Genomic DNA, 1,878 nt, shown 5'->3' with positions numbered 1-1,878 from the left:
AAAAAAAAATCGACCGCATATAAGCCTGTTTTAGCCCCCTCTGAGACATTTTCCGACCTTAAGCATGCCCGGAATCGAAATTCGGCCATTTTTGCGTTTTACTACATAACCATCAAATTTCATTCATCAAAATCCCATTCACTTCCTTGTCCTCAATACCCAGGTAACGCATAGTCACTGCAGGACTGCTGTGATTAAACCGCTTACAGAGTACCTCAAAGCCTACTCCATATTTAATCCTCTGGATGTATCCGAATGTTTTACGCAGGCTATGAGTTCCATAGTTGCCTCTGAGATTAATAGCCTTGCACCAGGACTTGACAAGTCTATTTGCTGCACTCACGGTTATCGGACCACTACCCTTCTTACTTTTGAACAGATAATCGTCAGGCTCAAGCCCGGCACTGGTCAGGTAAACATCCAGTGCCTTGTACACTGCCTTATTGATCAGCAAAATATTGTCCTTGCCTGTCTTCTGCTCCCTGATACACAGTGTCTCACCAGGCCTCAAACCCTGAACCTGCTTTACCTTCAGCTGCAGGATATCACCGATACGCAATCCATTATTGATCCCGATGGTAAACAGCAGCAAGTCTCTCGGCTTATTTTGGAGCAGCTGCTTGATGGCTTTTGATATCTTCCAGGTTTCTGATGGGCTCAACTTTTATCGAGCTGCCTTTTTGTGGATGGTTTGTCATGAGTTTAGGTTATATCAACTAAAACGAAATTAAGTCAATAATAATTTGCATTTACCTATCAGAGTGAAGGTGGCGGGGTTGGGGGCTATGGATACAACGTTGATTTTATTTGATATTTTCTAGCTGAAAACCGTAATGTCAACTATTTATCAAAAGTTGGTATTAAGTCTGAGCTTGCCTACTCTTCCAAAAAGGATTAATATACAGAATATATGAGTAAGAAAATACCAAAAGCACACGATAGTTTTGTAAAGAACATTTTGGGCCGTGAGGTCTATGCCAAGGATTTCATCCGCTATTATCTTCCAGAAAGGATTACGTCACAGCTGGACCTGGATACGCTGGAAGTGTCTTCCAAATCCTTTGTCAGTGATGAGCTTAAGGAGAATCTGACCGACCTGGTTATGTCCCTCCAGTTCAAGAATAGAGATCTTGCAGAAATTTATATGCTCATTGAACATAAAAGCAATTTGTATCGTTTGACAAAACTCCAGCTGTTCGGATATCTAAACGAAGCATGGCAGAATAAAAAAAAGGACGAGCTTCCGATAATTATCCCTGTGGTATTCTACCATGGAAAGAAGAAATGGAACTACAGTCTGGAGTTTTCAGATATGTTCAAGCCTCCAGAAGAGCATTATTTCAAGTATATTCCCAAATTTGAACATATCCTGCTTGAAGTCCCGGAAATCAATAAGCAAGAGATCAAATCAACTATTGTCCTTAAGGTCTTTAACCTGACTCTGGAACATATCTTTTATCCAGACAGACGAGACCGGATATATAAAGCAATGGAACTATTATTTCAGGGATTGCAGGCAGAGGAAGCAGGAGAGATCTTCGCAGTAATTGTCAAGTATATGCTTTCCGCCACAGACTTAACGCCTAGAGAAGTGGAAGAAAAAGTAAAACATCTTCCCAAAGGAGCAGATACCGTGAGAACAACAGCAGACGTGTTAGAAGAACAAGGCTATAACAAAGCTATCTTGGAGAAACCCCAGTGGGTTACGGAAGGCAAACTTGAAGCCACCCAGGAAACCTTGATAGACCTTGCAACAGAAGTATACGGACCAATACCCGGCATGCTCCAGGTTAAAATTAAGTCCATTCAATCCGTAGAGAATCTCAGGGCTCTAACCAGAAAAATCATCAGGACAAAGTCTCTGGATGAATTCACAGA

General features: G+C 41.5%; 1 protein-coding gene and 1 pseudogene. One reads left to right on the top strand and one right to left on the bottom strand.

Going from position 1 to position 1,878, the window contains the following annotated elements; genetic code table 11:
- Positions 1 to 112: 112 nt before the first annotated feature.
- Positions 113 to 698 (bottom strand): annotated as a pseudogene (locus tag LZ23_RS11825) (site-specific integrase).
- 212 nt (positions 699 to 910) lie between these two features.
- On the opposite strand from LZ23_RS11825, the gene LZ23_RS11820 reads away from it, so the two are divergent.
- Positions 911 to 1,878: Rpn family recombination-promoting nuclease/putative transposase (locus LZ23_RS11820; protein ID WP_045214453.1), on the top strand; the 968-nt coding region annotated here is incomplete at its 3' end.

This window comes from Desulfonatronovibrio magnus, assembly GCF_000934755.1.
Lineage (GTDB): Bacteria > Desulfobacterota > Desulfovibrionia > Desulfovibrionales > Desulfonatronovibrionaceae > Desulfonatronovibrio > Desulfonatronovibrio magnus.
This window is presented reverse-complemented; position numbering and strand designations above follow the sequence as displayed.